The organism is Burkholderia sp. AU33803 (assembly GCF_002223095.1).
In the GTDB taxonomy this organism is placed as follows: domain Bacteria; phylum Pseudomonadota; class Gammaproteobacteria; order Burkholderiales; family Burkholderiaceae; genus Burkholderia.
Window position 1 is genome coordinate 205921 of the sequence record NZ_NKFJ01000004.1, and the last position, 19637, is coordinate 225557.

At 68.7% G+C, this 19637-nt stretch carries 13 protein-coding genes; 5 read left to right on the plus strand and 8 right to left on the minus strand.

From position 1 onward, the window contains the following. The first annotated feature begins 48 nt into the window (after nt 1-48). Entirely contained in the window at nt 49-1257 is a 1209-nt protein-coding gene (hmpA, locus tag CFB41_RS03360; RefSeq protein ID WP_089455613.1) for an NO-inducible flavohemoprotein, read from the plus strand. 72 nt (nt 1258-1329) lie between these two features. On the opposite strand, the gene CFB41_RS03365 is transcribed toward hmpA, so the two are convergent. From CFB41_RS03365 to aroG, 3 genes are all read right to left on the minus strand, one after another. Further along, nucleotides 1330-1719, minus strand: coding sequence for a type II toxin-antitoxin system VapC family toxin (locus CFB41_RS03365; RefSeq protein ID WP_011351011.1), 390 nt, complete (start codon nt 1717-1719; stop codon nt 1330-1332). Further along, nucleotides 1716-1985, minus strand: coding sequence for a type II toxin-antitoxin system Phd/YefM family antitoxin (locus tag CFB41_RS03370; protein WP_089439272.1), 270 nt, complete (start codon nt 1983-1985; stop codon nt 1716-1718). Before CFB41_RS03370 ends, CFB41_RS03365 begins: the two co-directional genes overlap by 4 nt. Before the next feature lie 123 nt (nt 1986-2108). Continuing rightward, nucleotides 2109-3182 carry a 3-deoxy-7-phosphoheptulonate synthase AroG gene (aroG, locus tag CFB41_RS03375; protein ID WP_089455614.1) on the minus strand — a complete coding sequence of 358 codons (1074 nt, stop codon included), beginning with the start codon at nt 3180-3182 and terminating at the stop codon, nt 2109-2111. Between aroG and CFB41_RS38040 the strand changes: the two genes are divergently transcribed. After that, on the plus strand, nt 3181-3474 hold the full coding sequence (locus tag CFB41_RS38040) for a hypothetical protein (protein WP_179249952.1): 294 nt from the start codon (nt 3181-3183) through the stop codon (nt 3472-3474). The two genes, aroG and CFB41_RS38040, sit on opposite strands and share 2 nt — an antisense overlap. A 110-nt stretch (nt 3475-3584) precedes the next feature. On the opposite strand, the gene tldD is transcribed toward CFB41_RS38040, so the two are convergent. From tldD to CFB41_RS03390, 3 genes are all read right to left on the minus strand, one after another. Further along, entirely contained in the window at nt 3585-5051 is a 1467-nt protein-coding gene (gene tldD, locus CFB41_RS03380) for a metalloprotease TldD (RefSeq protein ID WP_039361365.1), read from the minus strand. Between the two features lie 85 nt (nt 5052-5136). Continuing rightward, complete coding sequence (locus CFB41_RS03385; RefSeq protein WP_089455615.1) at nt 5137-5964, minus strand: carbon-nitrogen hydrolase family protein; 828 nt, start codon at nt 5962-5964, stop codon at nt 5137-5139. Nucleotides 5965-6027: 63 nt separating this feature from the next. Further along, a complete protein-coding gene (locus CFB41_RS03390; RefSeq protein ID WP_089455616.1) occupies nt 6028-10227 on the minus strand; it encodes a YhdP family protein in 4200 nt (1399 codons plus the stop codon). Nucleotides 10228-10453: 226 nt separating this feature from the next. On the opposite strand from CFB41_RS03390, the gene glnE reads away from it, so the two are divergent. Both glnE and CFB41_RS03400 read left to right on the plus strand, forming a co-directional pair. Beyond that, nucleotides 10454-13240 (plus strand): bifunctional [glutamate--ammonia ligase]-adenylyl-L-tyrosine phosphorylase/[glutamate--ammonia-ligase] adenylyltransferase, encoded by a 2787-nt coding sequence (gene glnE / locus CFB41_RS03395; RefSeq protein WP_089456545.1) that lies wholly within the window; start codon nt 10454-10456, stop codon nt 13238-13240. 137 nt (nt 13241-13377) lie between these two features. Continuing rightward, nucleotides 13378-15621, plus strand: coding sequence for a carbohydrate-binding protein (locus CFB41_RS03400; protein ID WP_256940835.1), 2244 nt, complete (start codon nt 13378-13380; stop codon nt 15619-15621). A gap of 199 nt (nt 15622-15820) precedes the next feature. Here CFB41_RS03400 and recN read toward each other — a convergent pair whose 3' ends face one another. Next, nucleotides 15821-17470, minus strand: coding sequence for a DNA repair protein RecN (recN, locus tag CFB41_RS03405; protein ID WP_089455617.1), 1650 nt, complete (start codon nt 17468-17470; stop codon nt 15821-15823). Between the two features lie 19 nt (nt 17471-17489). Continuing rightward, nucleotides 17490-18392 carry an NAD kinase gene (locus CFB41_RS03410; RefSeq protein WP_039361361.1) on the minus strand — a complete coding sequence of 301 codons (903 nt, stop codon included), beginning with the start codon at nt 18390-18392 and terminating at the stop codon, nt 17490-17492. A gap of 131 nt (nt 18393-18523) precedes the next feature. Here CFB41_RS03410 and hrcA point away from each other — a divergent pair, with 131 nt between their 5' ends. Next, complete coding sequence (gene hrcA / locus CFB41_RS03415; protein WP_031399637.1) at nt 18524-19546, plus strand: heat-inducible transcriptional repressor HrcA; 1023 nt, start codon at nt 18524-18526, stop codon at nt 19544-19546. The last annotated feature ends 91 nt before the right edge of the window (nt 19547-19637 follow it).

Here is a 19637-nt window from a genome sequence, read left to right on the forward strand (position 1 = left end):
TTCATTTTTAAAGATGTATGGTGTGTGCATGTTTAACGGAGAACGAACATGACCCACATCACTGCTGACCAGATGGCTCGCGTGAAGGCCACTGCCCCTGTCCTCGCCGTGCACGGCGCGACGATCACGAAGCATTTCTACCAGCGCATGTTCGCGCGCCATCCGGAACTGAAGAACCTGTTCAACCAGACGCACCAGAAGACGGGCAGCCAACCGGAAACGCTCGCGAAGGCCGTCTACGCGTATGCGGCGAACATCGACAACCTCGGCGCGCTGGGCGGCGCCGTGACCCGGATCGCGCACAAGCACGCGAGCCTGAACATCCGCCCCGAGCATTACCCGATCGTCGGCGAGAACCTGCTCGCGTCGATCGTCGAAGTGCTGGGCGACGCGGTCGATGCCGAAACCCTCGAGGCGTGGCGCGTGGCGTACGGCCAGCTCGCGCAGATCCTGATCGGCGTCGAGGCCGACCTGTACGCGGGCGCCGCGTGGAGCGGGTTCCGTCCGTTCAAGGTCGAGCGCAAGGTGCGCGAAAGCGACGAGATCACGTCGTTCTACCTGACACCGGCCGACGGCGGCGCGGCGCCCACGTTCGAGCCTGGCCAGTACATCACGGTGAAGCGCTTCGTTGGCGACCTGGGCGTCGACCAGCCCCGCCAGTACAGCCTGTCCGACGCGCCGCACGGCAAGTGGCTGCGCATCTCGGTGAAGCGTGAAGCCGGCAAGCCGGAAGTCATTCCGGCCGGCAAGGTGTCGACGCTGATGCACGACGGCGTCGAAGAGGGCGCGATCGTCGAAGTGACCGCGCCGATGGGCGACTTCTCGCTGAAGCGTGGCGTCGAGACGCCGGTGGTGCTGATCTCCGGCGGCGTCGGCATCACGCCGATGATGTCGATGGCGTCGACGCTGATCGCCGAGGGCAGCCGGCGCGAGGTGCGGTTCGTCCATGCCTGCCGCTCAGGCGCGGTGCACGCGTTCCGCGACTGGCTGAACGATACGGTGCGCGACCATGCGAACGTCAAGCGCACGGTGGTGTACGAGCGGGTCGGCCCGAACGATCGCGCCGGCATCGACCACGACCTGGAAGGGCGCCTCACGCCGGAACGCATGCAGCAATACGCGCTCGTGCCGGACGCCGACTACTACATCTGCGGCCCGATCGGGTTCATGAAGGCGCAGCGTGACGCGCTCGTCGCGCTGGGCGTCGCGCCGGAACGCGTGAATACCGAGATCTTCGGCTCGGGCGCGCTCGAGTGATGCCCTGGCGGAGGGGCTCCGGCCAATGAAAAAGCCCGGCCGAGCCGGGCTTTTTGTTGAGCGCATAGGGCGTCAGGCGCGCAGCATCAGCGTCGCGTGATAGCGCCACACTTTCGGATCGGCACTGACGAGCGGCATGCCTTCATGGAGCGCCTGCGCGACCATCACGCGGTCGAACGGATCGGCGTGATCTGGAAAATCGGGCAACGCGGCGACACCTTCGACGTGATCGCTGCTGATCGGTAACTCCGCAAAACCGGCGAGCCGAAATGCCGAGCGTGCATCACGTGGGTGAACGGGCAGATTGCCTTTGCGGTATTTGATCGCGATTTCCCAGATGGACGCGGCGCTGACGTACAGCGTGTTCTCGGGATGCTCGATCAACGCGGCGGCGGTCGCCGAAAGTTGAGGTGCGCCTTCAGCCGCCCAGAGTGCGATGTGCGTATCGAGCAGCAGCTTCACGGTGCGAGCCCCTGTTCCGAACTGGCATCGAAGTCGGCCGCGATCGATTCGTCACCGGCATTGAATGCCTCGACGGTTGTCGGGATGTTCAGCCCGGCAAGCAATTGACGAGCGGCGCCGATTCGCTTCGGCGCCGCGTAAGGAACGATCCGCGCAACCGGATGACCATTGCGGGCGATCACGATTTCGGACTCGCGCCCCAATTCAAGCGCTTCGACGAGGCTTGAGAGCCGCGACTTGGCATCGTGCATGTTGACGGTCGGCATCGTCGCTCCCCTGGTTAGCTAGATAACGTTAGCTAGTCTAGCAGAGCGAAATGACGACCGCGCGCTGGCCGCACGGCCAATCCACCGACAGGCGGGGTCATGCGGCCAGCCTGTTTGCGTCCGTCAGTTCCCGCTGCCGCGCGTGACGCGGCGCGCCTTCACCGATTCCGCGAGGCCTTCGAGCACCTTCACGCTGTCGTCCCATGCGATGCACGCGTCGGTGATGCTCTGGCCGTAGGTCAGCGCGCAGCCTTCCTTCAGGTCCTGGCGCCCCTCGACGAGATGCGATTCGATCATCACGCCGACGATGCGAGCGTCGCCGGCCGCGATCTGGCGGCCGATGTCGGCACAGACGGGGATCTGGTTCTCGTGCTTCTTCGAGCTGTTCGCGTGGCTCGCGTCGATCATCAGGCGCGCGGCGAGGCCGGCCTTGCCGATGTCCGCGCACGCGGCGTTCACGCTGTCCGCGTCGTAGTTCGGCGCCTTGCCGCCGCGCAGGATCACGTGGCAGTCCTCGTTGCCCGCCGTCGACACGATCGCCGAATGGCCACCCTTCGTCACCGACAGGAAATGGTGCGGCTGCGACGCGGCCTTGATCGCATCGACCGCGATCTTCACGTTGCCGTCGGTGCCGTTCTTGAAGCCGACCGGGCACGACAGCCCCGACGCGAGCTCGCGGTGCACCTGCGATTCCGTCGTGCGCGCGCCGATCGCGCCCCACGAGATCAGGTCGGCGATGTACTGCGGGCTGATCATGTCGAGGTATTCGGTCGCGGCCGGCAGCCCCATCTCGTTGATCTGCAGCAGCAGCTCGCGCGCGGTGCGCAGCCCTTCGTTGATCTTGAAGCTGTTGTCGAGGTGCGGATCGTTGATGAGGCCCTTCCAGCCCACCGTCGTACGCGGCTTCTCGAAGTACACGCGCATCACGATTTCCAGTTCGCCCTTGAAGCGCTCGCGCTCCTTCACCAGCCGGCCCGCGTATTCGATCGCCGCCTTCGTGTCATGGATCGAGCACGGCCCGATCACGACGATCAGCCGGTCGTCCATCCCGTGCAGGATGCGGTGCATCGACTGGCGCGAGTTGTAGATCAGCTCGGACGCGGCTTCGGAGCACGCGAATTCGCGGATCAGGTGGGCGGGCGGCGTCAGTTCCTTGAGTTCGCGAATGCGGACGTCGTCGGTGTTGTGCGGGGGCATGCTGTTTCTCCTTGGTTCCGGGCGCGGTTCGGTCAGTGCGAGTGCGCGTGCGGCAGATTCATCAATTCAAGCAATTCAGTGGTGTCGGTCGGGGCCGCGGGACCGCTGCGGCGGCAACCGGGTGGCGAAGGGCGAAAAAAAACCGCCGGGTTCGCCGGCGGTTTTTTCGGGAATTTCGGTTGCGCTTTACGCGCCATCAACCCTCTCGATCCGCCAGCGGTCTGAGATACCAAAAAAAGTAAAAGTAAAACTTGGCGGACATGACGGAGATTCGGTTCGTCAAAAAAGTTGATTCGGAATTTATACCCGGTCGCCGGTCGGCTGGCAACCGGGACACGTCGAAAATGCGGACATTCCGCGCGTTTTCTTCAAAATGCGCGGAATGTCTGCGCCGCGATGCGGTTATGCCGTACCGCCGACCGTCATCCGGTCGATCCGCAGGGTCGGCTGGCCGACGCCGACCGGCACGCTCTGGCCTTCCTTGCCGCACACGCCGACACCCGAGTCGAGCGACATGTCGTTGCCGATCATGCTCACGTCCTTCAGCGATTCGGGGCCGCTGCCGATCAGCGTCGCGCCCTTCACCGGGTAGGTGATCTTGCCGTTCTCGATCATGTACGCCTCGGACGCCGAGAACACGAACTTGCCGTTCGTGATGTCGACCTGGCCGCCGCCGAAGTTCACCGCGTACAGGCCGTTCTTCACCGATGCGATGATTTCCTGCGGATCCTTGTCGCCGTTCAGCATGTACGTGTTCGTCATGCGCGGCATCGGCAGCGCCGCGTACGACTCGCGGCGCGCGTTGCCGGTAACCGGCATCTTCATCAGGCGCGCGTTCAGCGTGTCCTGGATGTAGCCCTTCAGGATGCCGTCCTCGATCAGCGTCGTGCACTGCGTCGGGTTGCCTTCGTCGTCGATGTTCAGCGAGCCGCGGCGGTTCGGCAGCGTGCCGTCGTCGACCACCGTCACGCCCTTCGCGGCGACGCGCTCGCCGATCCGGCCCGCGAATGCCGACGAGCCCTTGCGGTTGAAGTCGCCCTCGAGGCCGTGGCCGATCGCCTCGTGCAGCAGCACGCCCGGCCAGCCCGGCCCGAGCACGACCGTCATCGCGCCGGCCGGCGCGGGGCGCGCGTCGAGGTTCACGAGCGCCGCATGCACGGCGTCGTCGACGTAGCGCGACAGCACGTCGTCGGTGAAGTAGCCGTAGTCGAAGCGGCCGCCGCCGCCGCCGGAGCCGATCTCGCGGCGGCCGTTCTGCTCGGCGATCACCGTGACCGACACGCGCACGAGCGGGCGGATGTCGGCCGCGAGCGCACCGTCGCTGCGCGCGACCAGCACGACGTCGTATTCGCCGGCGAGGCCTGCCATCACCTGCGTGATGCGCGGGTCGCGGCCGCGTGCCATCTGCTCGATGCGCTCGAGCAGCTTGACCTTGGCCGTCGCGTCGAGCGACGCGAGCGGATCGGACGGCAGGTACAGGTCGCGGCCCGAGATGCCCTTCAGCGACGATGCCGCCTTGATCTTCTGGCGGCCGCCGCCGGCCGCCGCGATTGCCTTGGTGGCCGCCGCGGCTTGCGCGATCGCTTCCGGCGACAGGTCGTCGGAATACGCGAACGCGGTGCGGTCGCCCGCGACCGCGCGCACGCCGACGCCCTGGTCGATGCTGAAGCTGCCCGATTTGACGATGCCTTCCTCGAGGCTCCACGCTTCGCTGCGGGTCGCCTGGAAGTACAGGTCCGCGTAGTCGACGCGATGCGTGAAGATGTCGGCGATCGTGCGCGTGAGCAGGCTTTCGTCGAGGCCGTACGGCGTGAGCAGGATGTCCTTCGCCAGCGCGAGGTTGCGGATGCCGGGTTCGATGATGTTCATGCGGATATCGGGGTTTCTCAAAAAGTTGTCGGGTGCTGCTGGGCAGATGGGTTGGCCGCGCGGCGTTTCAAGCGGCGCGGCGGATTCAGGTCAGCACGCGGTGCCGCCACGCGGGCAGGCTCTGGCGCACGTCCGCGATGCGCTGCGGATCGATCGCGCCGAGCACGACGCTGGCGCCCACGTCGCGGACCGCGACGATCTCGCCCCACGGGTCGATCAGCATGCTGTGGCCCCAGGTGCGTCGGCCGTTCTCGTGCTTGCCGCCTTGCGCGGCCGCGAGCACGTAGCACTGGTTCTCGACGGCCCGTGCGCGCAGCAGCGTTTCCCAGTGCGCGCGGCCCGTTGTATACGTAAACGCCGACGGGACGACGATCAGCGTGCAGTCGCCCATCCTGCGATACAGCTCCGGAAAGCGGAGATCGTAACAGACCGACAGGCCGACCCGCCCGAACGGCGCATCGAACGCGACGACCGTATCGCCCGCGCGGATCGTGCGCGCCTCGTCGAACGACTCGTCGCCTTTCTCGAAGTTGAACAGGTGGATCTTGTCGTAGCGCGCGGCTTCGTTGCCGGACGGATCGAACACGAGCGTCGTGTTGAGCACGCGATCGGGTTCCGGCGCCTTCAGCGGCAGCGTGCCGCCGATCACCCAGACGCCGTGGCGACGCGCGGCTTCCGCGAGGAAGCGCTGGATCGGGCCGTCCTGGTAGGGTTCGGCGAGCGCGAGCTTGTCGGTGTCGCGGTGGCCCATGAAGCAGAAATACTCGGGCAGCAGCACGAGCTGCGCGCCTTCGCCGGCGGCTTCCGCGATCAGGCGGCGGGCTTCGGCGAGATTGCGCGCGACGTCCGGCGTGCTCACCATCTGCAGCGCGGCGACCTGGAAGGGCGTGGCGGAACGGGTCTGGTCGGTCATCGCAGGATCGGTTGCGTCATAAATGGGGTGCGGCCCGGCACCGCGCGCGATTCGACTCGCGGCTCAGTGATTCGCCGCATCGGCCGGACCGTGATTCATCTTACCCTGATCGCCCCGCACCCGCTCGATGTGCGGGTGCGCCCACGAGCCGGTGATCGCGTAGTCGAGCGCGAACGCGTGCGACAGCGTCTCCGACAGCGCGTAGTTCGCGGCCAGCACGCCGACGCCGAGCAGCGGGTTGATGATGGCTGCCCCGATCGCGGCGGCGCCCGCGCTGATCTTCGGTGCGACGTGCGCATGCAGATCCTGCGTCTCGGCGCCGAGATCGACCGCGCCGCGCACGGAGACGTTCGCGGGCCCCGTCATCATCGAGAAGTCGTCGGTGCGGGCGATCCCGTTCGAGATCTGGCCGGTGCCGGTGATCTTGTCGAACGGCAGCCCCTTGCCGATCACGTCGCGGAAATTCAGCGTCAGGAAGCGCGCGAGGCTCTGCAGGCTCAGCACGCCGAGCAGCTTCGCCGCGCCCGGGTCGACCTTCAGGATCTGGCCGTGTTCGAGATCGATCGCGATCTGGCCGCCGAGCGACGGGAAGTCGAGCCCGGTCGGGCCGCCGCGCCAGCCGACCTTGCCGGTCACCGAGCCGTGGCCGGCCGCCAGCGTGCGCGGCAGGCCGACGCGGTCGAGCAGCGCGCCCGCGTTGCCGATGTCGAGCTTGAAGTCGAACACGGTGCGGCGCGGTGCGTCGCTCTCGTCGGCGCCGCGGGCAAGCGCGCGGCGCGACGTGCGCCAGTTGCCGGTCGCCGTCAGCTTCGCGTCCGGGTTCGACAGCTCCAGCTTGTCGAGCTGCCAGACCGGCGTGCCGGCTTCGTCGATATTGCGCGCGTTGACGACGAGGCGGCCGATGTCGTGGTTGCGCGCGACGACCTGGTCGACGATCAGGTCGATCGACGGCATCGGGCGGTCGGTCGGCGTCGGCAGGTTCATCGCGCGGCCGACGAGATCGTGCTGTGCGCTGTCCGGGATCACGAGCTTCGCGAGCCGCGCGTTCAACACGCCCGCGCCGTTGTGGCCGCCGCCCGGCGCCCACGACAGGTAGCCCGACACCTGGTTCGACGCGATGTTCGCCTGCCACAGCTCGTCGACGTGCGACGCGCCGATGATCACGTTTTCCCAGTTGCGCTTGAGCAGCTTCAGCGTGCCGAAGTGGAGCGCGAAACGCTTCGGCGCGAAGCTTGCGAAATCGACGCGCGGCGCGGCCTGCGGCTCCGCCGCGCGCGGCGTGTCGGGCTTCAGCGTATGGGCCAGCGCGAGCCAGGCGTCGGCGTCCAGTTCGTTGACGTCGACGGCCGCGCTCACGCCGTCCTGCGGCATGTCGGGCATCCGGTGGATGCCCATCGCGCCGCGCACCGCGCGCAGCGGCTGGCCGCGCGTCGCGTCGAGCAGGTAGGTCGCGGACACGGGGCCGAGCGTCAGGTCGGCGTGCTCGAGGCGCTTGCCGTCCGTCTGCGGCGCCGGCTGCAGCGTGAAGCTGAACGGCATCGGCGTGCCGGCCGCCTTCGCGAACGGCGCGGGGAAATTCAGCGCGACGCCGGTCAGGTCGGAATGCGCGCTGATGTCGGGCAGGCGGCCCGGCGCGCCGCGCACGGCGACTTTGTACGGCGCGTCGCCGACCACGTGCTCGAGCAGCGCGGCGGCCGGGCCGTGCAGGTTCAGGCCGCGTGCGGCGTCGAGCGCGAGCCGCCCGTCGACGTCCACCGTGTACGGCCCGTGCGACTGGAAGTTGCCGTTCGCGCGCACCGGGCCGCCGAGGAAGCGCCCCGAGAGTTCGTGCAGCGACGCGCCGGCCTCGGTGAACCGGACGCTGCCGTGCAGTGCGGACAGCGGCGGCACGCCGCTGGTCGTCAGCGTGTTGCCGCCGAATGCGAGCGCGCCTTCGACGTGCGTGTGCGGATGCGCGACGTGCTGCGGAATCGTGATCTTGAGCCCGAGCGACGCGGGCCCCTGCGCGTCGATCCGCTGGCCGATATGTCCGCTCATCGTGCCGAGCGAGCTGTTGTCCGCGTAGTCGATCAGGTCGGCGAGCGGGCCCTGCGCATGGCCGTCGATGATGAGCGGCGAGTGGGTCGGATTGCCGAGATCGTCGATGCGGCCGGCGACCTTCGTCAGCGCGACGCGCTTGTAGTGTGCGCGGTGGATGTCGAAGCGCAGCTTGTTCTGCGCGAGTTCGAATACGCCGTCGATCCCGTCGAGCGCCGGCCAGACGCTCGGCGTGCCGTTCGCGAGCTTGCGCGGCGGGTACGGCGTCGGTTCGAAGCGGCCGCCGGTGAACGGCGCGACGATGTGGAACACGCCGGCGTCCGGCTCGTGTTCGAACGGGAATTTCTCGAGCGGGCCACGGGCGACGATCGACGCGCCCTTGGCCACCTGGCCGTCCTGCAGCGCGTGGCCGAGATAGTCGCGCAGGTGTTCGGACATCCCGGTCGGCAGGTAGCGCGGGATGCGCGCCACCGACGCGCGGGCGAAATCGGCGCGCAGGTCGAGCGAGCCGCGGCCGTGGCCGGGGTTCGCGTACGAGCCCGACACCGCGATTTCGGCATCGGGGTTCGACACGAACAGGTCGGGCAGCGAGACGTCGACGCGCGCGTGTTTCTCGCCGGGCGCGGGCGTGATCGTCCATTTCGCATTGCCGCGCAGCCGGTCGAACGTCAGGCGCGGCTCGTCGAATTCACCGGGCACCGTGACGGCCGCGTTGACCGTGTCGAAATGCGCGGAGCCGCCCGTCTCGTTCGCGTCGACGCGGCCCCACAGGTTTTCGACACCCGGCCAGCCGGCGCGCGGGTGGCCGCGCGGCGAGAGCCCGGGGGGCGGTTCCTGCGCCGCGAAGCTGATGCCCTGCAGGTCGCCGAGGAAGCGGTAGCGGACGATCGGCGCGGCGCCCATGCGCCGCTCCTCGTCGGCGAGGTCCGCGTGCGCGGGTTTCGCGCGCTCGACCTCGATGTGATAGTTCGACACCATTCCGCGCGGGTCGATCTTGATCAGTTCGTTGCGCAGGCGTGCCGGCAGCGGCAGCCCGCGGATGAATTCGCTGAGGATGCCGAGATCGACGCGGTCGCCGACGACGCTCAACAACTGCCCCTGGTTCGCGGTCGGCACGCGGTAGCGGGCCGTCAGCGTCGACAGCGCGAGCGAGCGGGCAAGCGGCGTGCCGTCCGGCAGCGGCGGCTGGCCGAGCTCCGCGTTGAAGCGTGTCAGGTGCAGCGTGTAGTCGTGGCCGGCGTTGAGCTGCATGTCCCAGCCGAAGCCGACCGTCGGCACATCGAGCCGCGGCTGCGTCGGGCGCACGCGCAGCGCGACGTCCGCGCCCTGCAGGTCGCCGCCCGCCGAATGCAGGTGGCCGTCGCTGAAGGTGGCCCAGATCGCGTTGTCGATCCGGCCCGCGTGGATCGTCAGCGGCATGTCGAGGTAGCGCGCCAGCGTCTGCAGGTCGACCGGGCCCGTCGACAGGTACGCGTCGCCCGTCCAGTTCGACGGCTTGCCGACCGGCGCGAGCGGCTTGTGCTTGAAGCGTGCGCGGAAGTCGAGCGGACCGAGCAGCAGCGTGCCGTTCGCGGGCGCCTGCAGCGCGGCCTTGTGTACGCGGCCGTCGTTGAGCACCGCGAGCCGGATGCCCGACAGCACGAGCTCCGGCGCGTCATGCTGCGCGTCGCGCCAGCGCAGCGTACCGCCGCGCAGCACGATCGCTTCCTGTTTCAGCAGCCACGTGCCGAACGTGTCGTTGCCGCCGTGGGTGGTCGCCACGCCGACGCCCGCGATGCTCAGCGAGCCGTCGGCCGCCCGCGCGACGACCAGGTCGGGCTGGTCGACGATCAGGCTCGACAGCGCGGGCGACAGCCGCAGCAGCGAAAGCCACGACAGCGCGGCCGTCGCATGCGGTACCGACAGCGCGACCTTGCCGTCATGGCCGCGGATCGTCAGGTTCGTGAGTTCGACGCCCGGCTGCATGCCGGACCAGTTCGGGGAAAGCTTGCCGATTGAAAGCTGCGCGTGGAGCTTGTCGGACACCGCGCGTTCGATGCGCGGGCGGAATTCGTCGATGCGGGGCAGCAGGACGTAGCGCAGCCCGAGGAACGCGCCGGACGCGACGAAGTAGGTGCCGATCCCGACTGCCAGCGTCACCCTGAACACGCGACGCAAGACCGGGTGATCGTGCTTCGGAGGTCCCGCTTCGGGCGCAGCTACGGCGGATTCCTGACGGTCGGACATGCGGCGGACGGGCGGCGATATGGTAGTTTTGCAGACTGACGTTGAAATGTATCACACGGGTTCGTGCCGGGCGCCGTTGCGGCAGCGCGGCACGGGCTTTCCGGCGCGCGGTTTCGCGACGGGCGCACCCGCCCCGCGACGCCGCGCCGAGTCCATGGAGCCGGTCGGGAGCGGGGCACGCGTGCGTTCCCGTGCCGGCCGGCCGTTCCGCCAGGCCCGCTTCTCGATGACCGACGCTTCCGCCCTGATCTGCACGTCCTATTCCCGTTACCTGGCCCGCGCGGCCGCCGCGCGACCCGCGCTCGCCGACCAGGTCGCCGCGTGGGCGGCCGCGCCGCTCGGTCGCGCGCAGCTCGACGCACGCCTCACCGAACTGCTGGCAACGCCGGCCGGCGCCGCGCCGACCGAGGAGCACCTGAAGCGCGCGCTGCGGCAACTGCGTGCCGAGGCATTCGGCGCGGTGGCGGAGCGCGACCTGCGCGGGCTGGCGGACGTCGCCGAGGTGACGGGCGCGATGACCGATCTCGCGGAAGTGGCCGTGCAGCGCTCGCTCGCGCTGCTGTCGGCCGAGCTCGAGGCGCTGTACGGCGAGCCGCGCGGCGCCGACGGCCAGCGCGTCGTGCTCGGCGTGGTCGGGATGGGCAAGCTCGGCGGCCGCGAGCTGAACGTGTCGTCGGACATCGACCTGATCTTCGTCTACGAGGACGACGGCGAGACGACCGGCGGCGCGCGTTCGCCGCTGTCCACCCAGGAATATTTCACGCGGCTCGGCCGGCGGCTGATCGGCGTATTGTCGGAAGTCACGGCCGACGGCTACGTGTTTCGCGTCGACATGCGGCTGCGTCCGAACGGCGATTCGGGGCCGCTCGTCTGCAGCCTCGGCATGCTCGAGGAGTATTTCTACGTACAGGGGCGCGAGTGGGAGCGCTACGCGTGGATCAAGGGGCGGCTCGTGTCGGAAGGCGACAGCGACGCGGCGCAACGGCTGGCGTCGCAACTCGAGTCGCTCGTCAAGCCGTTCGTGTACCGCCGCTACCTCGACTTCGGCGTGATCGGCGCGATCCGCTCGCTGCACCAGCAGATCCGGCAGGAAGCCGCACGCCGCGCGTCGATGCGGCCCGACAAGGCCGATGACATCAAGCTTGGGCGTGGCGGGATCCGCGAGATCGAATTCAGTGCGCAGGTGTTCCAGCTGATCCGCGGCGGCCAGGATGCGGAATTCCGCGTGCGGCCGACGCTTGCCGTGCTGCGCCATGCGCAGGCGCGCGGGCTGATCGGCGAGGATGTGCGCGCGCGCCTGACCGAGGCCTACAACTTCCTGCGCACGCTCGAGCACCGTCTGCAGTACCGCAACGACGCGCAGACGCACGCGATGCCGGTCGAGCCGGACGAACGCGCGGCACTGGCCGCGTCGCTGGGCTTCGCCGACTATGCGGCGCTGATGACGGTGCTGGACGGCCACCGCACGTTCGTCGAAGCGCAGTTCGACCAGATTTTTGCGGACAAGGCGAGCGGCGCGCCCTGCGCGGCCGGCGACGATACGGCCGCCGCGTGGATCTGGAGCGGCGCGCTGGCCGACGACGGCGAGGACGACGCGCTGGTCGCGCGTCTCGACGGCCTCGGCTTTACCGATCCGGCCACCGTGCTCGCCCGGCTGCGCGCGATCTGGCAGTCGTCGCGCTACACGGGCCTGCCGGAAAAGAGCCGGCAGCGCTTCGACAGCGTCGCGCAGCGGGCGCTCGACGCCGCGCCGAACATCGATGCCGCGCGCCGCGACGATACGATCGTGCGCCTGTTCGACCTGCTCGAGACGGTCAGCCGGCGCGGTGTCTATCTCGCGCTGCTGACCGAATATCCGGCCGCGCTCGACCGCGTGCTGTCGGTGCTCGGGGCGACGCGCTGGGGCGGCGGCTACCTGATTCGCCATCCGCAACTGCTCGACGAACTGCTCGACGACGAGGCGATCGCGAGCCCGTTCGACTGGCCCGCGTTCAAGGACGCACTGCGCGCACGCCTCGCCGCGGCCGACGGCCCGGAGCAACAGATGGACCTGCTGCGGCACGCGCAGCACGCGGAGGTGTTCCGGATCCTGCTGATCGATCTCGCCGGGCAACTGTCGGTCGAGCACGTGAGCGACCGGCTGTCCGAGCTGGCCGACGCGGTGCTCGACGTGACGATCGAAGTCGTCTGGTCGCAGCTCGCGAAGCGCCATCGCGACGTGCCGAAGTTCGCGGTGATCGCATACGGCAAGCTGGGCGGCAAGGAGCTCGGCTACGCGTCGGATCTCGACCTGATCTTCCTGTACGACGACGCCGACGAGCGCTCGGCGGACGTCTACACGACCTTCACGCGGCGCCTGATCACGTGGCTCACCACGGCGACCGGGGCGGGCGCGCTGTTCGACATCGACCTGCGGCTGCGGCCGAACGGCGAGGCCGGGCTGCTCGTCACCGATCTCGACGCGTTCCGCCGCTACCAGCTGCGCGAGGGCGACGCCGCGAATACCGCGTGGGTCTGGGAGCATCAGGCGCTGACGCGGGCCCGCTACAGCGCGGGCGACGCGCAGATCGGCGCGGACTTCGAGGCGATCCGCCAGCAGGTGCTGACGACGCCGCGCGACGGCGGCGTGCTTGCGAAGGAAATCGTCGACATGCGCGGCAAGGTGTTCGCCGGCCACCCGAACCAGACCGAGCTGTTCGACCTGAAGCACGATCGCGGCGGGATGGTCGACATCGAGTTCATCGTCCAGTACTGGGTGCTGCTGCACGCGTCGAGCGATGCCGAGCTGATCCGCAACACGGGCAACATCGCGTTGCTGCGCGAGGTCGCGCGTTTCGGGCTGATGAGCGAGGACGAGGCCGAGCGCGTCGGCGCGGCGTACCGCAAGTACCGGAAGCTGCAGCACAAGCTGCGGCTCGACGGGATGGAAAAGGCGCGGGTCGATCCGGCCGTGGTGGCCGACGAGCGGGCGGCCGTGACGGCGCTGTGGGAGCGGGTGTTCGGCGGAATCTGACCGCGGCATGCCGCGCGCGCCGCGGCGGCCTGCATTGAGATTCGTTTGAGATTGTTTGAGCGCAAGGGCGGGTATCGGAAGAATCCGGCTTTCCGTTCAACCGGTGCCGTGTGCGCCACAAGCGATCTCAACTCATCTTGAAACCTATCCGCTACTCTCTTGCCACGACGGCGCTGTCCGCGGCCGTCGCTGGACTGTTCTCCGTTTCCGCTGGTGCAGCGGAAACGGCTTCCACCCCGCTGAAGAACCTGTCGCGCGGCGATGGCCAGTGCCTGGCCTGGCAGCCGGCCGACAACGCGGCCGTGTTCGCGGCATGCGACGGCAGCGCCGCGCAGGACTGGACCTTCGAGCCGCGCGACGGCTTCCAGCGCATCATCAACGCCGGCGCGAGCGCGGCGCGCGGCACGAAGATGTGCCTGCATTCGGCCACCGGCGACAACGGCATGGGCCGCGTGTCGGTCGGCGTCTGCAGCGAGGGCGACCAGACGATGCGCGACTGGCGGGCCGACATCGGTATCGACGGCCGTGTGTCGTTCGGCAACCGGTACCGGGTCAACACGGGCCGGTCCGGCGAAGTGCTGGCGCCGCGGGAAGGGTCTGCCGGCGTCGCGATGCAGAACCTGCGCGGCCAGCCGGCGTCGGTCTGGCGGTCGTCCGCCTCGATCGCGCCGTCGCAGCGCCCGCTGCTCGGCGACAAGTCGGCGTTGCTGATGATCACGCACTTCAACGACTCCCAACCGGCCGATAGCGAAGTGGTGCGCAACGCGGTGTTCGGCGACGGCGACGACTATTCGTCGCTGCGGCGTTATGTCGAGGTCGCGTCCCACGGCAAGCTGACGTTGCACGGTCAGACGCTCGACAGCGTCAACCTTGGCGATCGCCCGGCCAGCTGCGATTCCGGCGCGCTGCGCGCGGCCGCGCGCAGCGCGGCGTTCGCCCGCGGTGTGAACCCGGACAAGTTCGACTACCTGTTCGTCGAACTGCCGAAAATGAGCAGCTGCGACTGGGCCGGCCTGGCGGCGATGCCCGGCAACTGGATCCTGTCGAACGCGAGCGGCCAGGGTTACTGGATGTGGTCCCACGAATTCGGTCACAGCCTGGGCGCGCGGCATCCGGGCTCGCTCGTCAACTGCCCGACGCCGGGCGGCACGGTCGAGGTGGGCAGCGCGTGTCGCGAGGGCGGGGTCGACGATCCGTCCGACACGATGGGCGGCGGTGGCCGGCGTTTGTATCCGGCGAGCTACCAGTTGTTCAGAGGCTGGCTGACCGAAGCCGACGTACCCGAGATCAAGGGCGAGGGCACGTACCAACTCGCGCCGCTGTGGGGCAAAGCGTCGGGTGCGAAGGCGTACCGTCTGGCGCGCGCCGACGGCTCGACGCTGTGGCTCGAGTTTCGCCAGCCGCAACCCGGCTTCGACAACTGGAAGTCCGACGACCCGTTCGTCAATGGCGTGATCGTGCGAACCGTCGCACAAGCCGGCAATGTGCTGGCCAATACGCTGGTCGATGCGACGCCGGGCAGTGCGCAGGGAATGAAGGACGCGCCGCTGATGCCGGGTCATGCGTTGCACGACACGCTGTCGGGCAAGATCGTCACCGTCACGTCGGTCGGGCCGAACGGCGCGGTGGTCGAGGTGAAGAACGACGGGGTGCTGCTGCCGCAAGCGGCCGTCATCGGCCCGCAACAGGCGAACGCGGGCGCGACGGTCGTGTTGTCGGGCGCGTCGTCGGTCGGCGAGCAGTTGCGCCATGCGTGGACGGCCCCGGCCGGCATCGATGCGAAACCGAACGGCGCGGAACTGAAGTTCGTTGCCCCCGCGCTCGAACGGGACCGCGATTACGCCTTCGATTTGACCGTGACCAATGACAAGGGCTACACGGCGCAGGCGTCGCATGTCGTCAAGGTGAAGGCGCAGGAAATCGTCCCGCCGCCGCGGGCCGCGATCAGCGGGCCGGCGACGGTCGACGGTGGCGCGACCGTCGCGTTGTCCGGCGCGGCGTCGACCGGCAAGGGGCTGAAGTATGTGTGGACCGCGCCGGCAGGAATCGCGATCGACCAGCAGGGTGCGAATGCATCGTTCGTCGCGCCGAAGGCGACGCAGGCGCAGCGCTACGACGTGAAGCTGACCGTGACGGATGCGCAGAACCGCAGTGCGGTGGCGACGCATGGCGTGACGGTGCGTGCCGACGTGGCCACGGGCGCGCCGGCCTGGGACAAGAAGAAGACCTACGCGACGCCGTGCCACGAGGTCAGCCACGCCGGCAAGACCTGGCTCAACGGCTGGTGGGTGCTCGGCGATGTGCCGGGGACGGGCGGTGAGTGGGGCGCATGGCGCGAGAAGGGTGTCGCGAACATGCATGCGGCGTGCAAGGGCAAGTAGGCACGGCGAGGTGCCGGCGCGGGCGACCGCGCTGGCGTGTGCCGCGCGCCGTTCGATCTGGTGCCATCCGGTAAGTTCGTCGTGCCGCGAAGCGCGTCGGACAAGTCGGTACCTATCAAAAGGCCGCTCCGGTATTACCCGGAACGGCCTTTTTTCGTTTTCACGTTGGCTGAGCGTGCTGTTTCGCGTATCCGGTGCCTTATGCGGCGAGCATTTCCTTCGCGTGCTTGCGCGTGGTCGCCGTGATCTCGAGCCCGCCGAGCATCCGCGCGACTTCCTCGATGCGGTTGGCGCGGTCGAGCGCGACGACGGTCGACACCGTGCCGCCACGGTCGTCGGCGCCTTTTGCGACCTGGTAGTGGTGATCACCGCGCGCGGCGACCTGCGGCAGGTGCGTCACGCACAGCACCTGGCGATCGCGCCCGAGCTGGTGCAGCAGGCGGCCGACCACTTCGGCGACGCCGCCGCCGATCCCCGTATCGACTTCGTCGAAGATCAGCGTCGGCGTGGGGCTTGCCGCGCTGGCGATCACCGCGAGCGCGAGGCTGATCCGCGCGAGCTCGCCGCCCGACGCCACCTTCGCAAGCGGCCGCAGCGGCACGCCGGGGTGCCCGGCGACCCGGAATTCGACCTGCTCGAGCCCGTGCGGGCCGCCGTCTGCGAGCGGCACGAGCGCGACTTCGAAGCTCCCGCCCGCCATCGACAGTTCCTGCATGCCGGCCGTGACGGCCGTGCCGAGCGCCTTGGCGGCCTGCGCGCGTGCCTTGGAGAGGTGTTTGGCGTCGGCGAGATAGGCTTCCCGCGCCTTGGCCTGCGCCGCCACGAGCGCGCCGAGATCGGCCGCCGCATCGAGTGCGGCGAGCTGCGCGCGGCGTGCCGCGTGTTCTTCGTGCAGCGTGTCGGGCGGCAAGCGGAACTTGCGGGCGGTCGAGTGCAGCGCATCGAGACGCGTTTCGACCTGCGCGAGCCGTTCTGGATCGAGATCGACGCGCTGCGCATAGTGCTGCAGCGAATAGACGGCTTCCTGCAACTGGATCTCGGCCGGTTCGAGCGACGCGAGCGCGTCGCTGAGCGAAGTGTCGTAGTCGGCGAGGCTGCGCAGCTTCGACACGATCGCGCCCAGCTGCGCGAGCATCGCGTCGTCGGATTCGGACAGCGCGTTGAGCGCACCGCGCACGCCTTCGATCAGGTTCGCCGAATGCGACAGGCGCTTGTGCTCGTTGCTGACTTCGTCCCATTCGCCGGGCTGCGGCGCGAGCTTGTCGAGTTCGGCGAGCTGCCAGGCGAGCTTTTCGCGTTCGAGCTGCAGCTCGCGCTCGTGCGCTTTTGCAGCGTCGATCGCCTGCGTCGCGTCGCGCCACACGCGCCATGCGCGCGCGACGTTCGCGGCCTCGGCGACGAGCCCCGCGTGCGTATCGAACAGCTCGCGCTGCGCATCGGGCCGCATCAGCAGCTGGTGCGCATGCTGGCCGTGGATGTCGACGAGCATTTCGCCGAGCTCGCGCAGCTGCGCGAGCGTCGCGCTGGTGCCGTTGATGAACGCGCGCGACCGGCCGTTCGCATCGATCACGCGGCGCAGCATCACGGTGTCCTCGGTGTCGAACGCGTGTTCGTCGAGCCAGCGCGCGACGCGGTCGTGCGGCGTGAATTCGGCGGTGATGTCGGCGCGGCTGCAGCCGGTGCGCACGACGCTCGCGTCGGCACGTTCGCCGAGCGCGAGGGCGAGGGCGTCGATCAGGATCGATTTCCCGGCGCCGGTTTCACCGGAAAAGACGGAAAAGCCGCTGTCGAATTCGAGATCGAGCGCGGCGACGATGACGAAGTCGCGGATCGAGAGGTGGCGGAGCATGATGTCGGGCAGAGCGGCGTCAGGACGCCTTGTCGTCTTCGTTCGAGGCGTGTTCGTTCCAGTGCAGCTTCTTGCGCAGCGTTGCGTAGTAACTGTAGCCGATCGGGTGCAGGAACGGCACCGTGTGCTTCGAGCGGCGCACCTCGATCGTGTCGTTCAGTTCGAGCGCGGTGAACGACTGCATGTCGAAGTTCACGTTGACGTCGCGCCCGCCGACGATCTGGATCGCGATTTTCGAATCGTCGGGCAGCACGATCGGCCGGTTCGACAGCGCGTGCGGCGCGATCGGTACGAGCACGATGCCCGCCAGCTGCGGATGGAGGATCGGGCCGGCCGACGACAGTGCGTAAGCGGTCGAGCCGGTCGGCGTGGCGACGATCAGGCCGTCCGAACGCTGGTTGTACATGTACCGGCCGTCGACCGAGGCGCGCAGCTCGACCATCCCGGAGAAGCCGCTGCGGTTCACGACGACGTCGTTGAAGGCGAGCGCGTGGTAGATCGGTTCGCCGTCGCGCATGATCCGGGCCTCGAGCAGCGCGCGCTCCTCGCGTTCGAACTTGCCCGACAGGATCACCGGGACGAGCGCCTGCATGTCGGCCGCCGCGATATCGGTGATGAAGCCGAGCCGCCCGTGGTTGATCCCGATCAACGGTGTCCTGTACGGCGCGAGCTGACGGCCGATGCCGAGCATCGTGCCGTCGCCGCCCAGCACGACCGCCACATCGGCGCGCGCCCCGATTTCGGCCGGGGTCAGCGCCGGGTAGCCGGTGATGCCGATCTCGCGCGCGGTCTCGGCTTCGAAGACGACCTCGAAGCCCCGCTTGGCGACGCAGGCGGCCAGCGTGGCGAGCGGCTCGGCGATGTTCGGCGTGTTGCTCCGGCCGACGAGCGCGACAGTGTTGAACTGATTACCGGTTTTCATGCCGGCATTACACCATAGCTCGTTGACGAAAAGAACCGGCTGTGCGCGGGCGGGGCCGGATCGGGCCGGCCCGCGCAACGGCAGCCGACGCCACTCGCCGCGGTCGCGTGGTTGCGCTAAAATTTTCCACCATGCTAGATCCTCGCGCACGAACCCTCCTGAAAACCCTGATCGAACGGTATATCGCCGACGGTCAGCCAGTCGGATCGCGCACGTTGTCCCGTTACTCCGGGCTCGAGCTGAGCCCGGCGACGATCCGCAACGTGATGTCCGACCTGGAGGAGCTCGGCCTCGTGTCGAGCCCGCACACGTCGGCCGGCCGCGTGCCGACGCCGCGCGGCTACCGGCTGTTCGTCGACACCATGCTGACGGTCGAGGCGCCGATCGACGCCGAAGCCGTCGCGCGGCAGGTGCAGAACACGCTGCAGGCCGGCGAGCCGCAGCAGCGGGTCGTGGCGGCCGCCGCGAGCGTGCTGTCGAACCTGTCGCAGTTCGCGGGCGTGGTGCTGACGCCGCGCCGCAGCCACGTGTTCAAGCAGATCGAGTTCATGCGCCTGTCGGACAAGCGCATCCTGCTGATCATCGTCACGCCCGAGGGCGACGTGCAGAACCGGATGCTCGCGACGCCGCGCGATTACTCGCCGTCGCAACTGACCGAGGCGTCCAACTACATCAACGCGCACTTCGCCGGCCTGTCGTTCGACGAGGTGCGCCGCCGCCTGCGCGACGAGATCGACCAGTTGCGCGGCGACATGACCGCGCTGATGCATGCCGCCGTGACGGCCAGCACCGAGGTGCCGGACACCGAGGACACCGTGCTGATTTCCGGCGAGCGCAACCTGCTCGAAGTGGCGGATCTCTCGTCCGACATGGCGCGGCTGCGCAAGCTGTTCGACGTATTCGACCAAAAGACGGGCCTCCTGCAACTGCTCGACGTGTCGAGCCACGCCCAGGGCGTGCAGATCTTCATTGGCGGCGAATCGACGCTCGTGCCGATCGAGGAAATGAGCGTCGTCACCGCGCCTTACGAGGTGAACGGGCAGATCGTCGGCACGCTCGGCGTGATCGGCCCGACCCGCATGGCGTACAACCGTGTGATACCGATCGTCGACATCACCGCGCGCCTGCTGTCGCTCACGCTGAGCCAGCAGTAGCCTGGCGTCGCCTGCCCGATCCTGCCCCGTCATCGTGCCGCGGCGCCGCGTGTGCCGGTAGTCGGCCGAACGGCCAGCCGACCGGCGCGGA